This is a genomic window from Micromonospora fiedleri (assembly GCF_016774385.1).
Lineage (GTDB): Bacteria > Actinomycetota > Actinomycetes > Mycobacteriales > Micromonosporaceae > Micromonospora > Micromonospora gifhornensis.
In genome coordinates this window covers 1-444 of sequence record NZ_JAETXL010000113.1, presented here as the reverse complement: position 1 = coordinate 444, position 444 = coordinate 1, and the positions used below count along the sequence as shown (strand labels likewise).

General features: G+C 75.5%; 1 protein-coding gene. It reads right to left on the bottom strand.

Annotation, left to right across the window (positions count from 1 at the left end):
• Positions 1-444 (bottom strand): aKG-HExxH-type peptide beta-hydroxylase (locus JMF97_RS30880; RefSeq protein ID WP_238360474.1); only part of this gene is annotated, 444 nt, incomplete at both ends.

The following is a 444-nucleotide window of genomic DNA, read 5'->3' as shown; positions in this document are numbered from 1 at the left end:
GTATAAAAGAACGGGGAGGGAGGTGATGGCGGCCCGGCGATACGCGTGGGCAGGCGGTCGGTGCGCGCGTTCGGCCCCGCCGCTCTCGGTGGTCGGCGAGCAGCCGATTGGCTCGGTGCGCGGCCGGCGGGCTGACCGGCTCCGCCGCCCAGTCGGCCAGCACGGCGGCCATCCCGTCGACCAGGGGCCGGCCCACCCGGGTCAGTCGCCGCTGCGCGGCCAGCACCCGTACGGTGTCGTCGGCGGCCCGGCTCCACCGGGCGAACTCGACCTCGGCGCGGTATCGGGCCGCACCGTCGACCGTCACCCGCGCCTGCCGACGCCAGAACCCCGCCACCCCCAGATGGGCGTACACCCCGTGCAGCAGGCCCTCCAACGGCCGGGGGTCGGTGCGCCACGGCGTGAAGAACAGCTCGGGTGGGCCCGGTTCCAGCAGGGCGAACA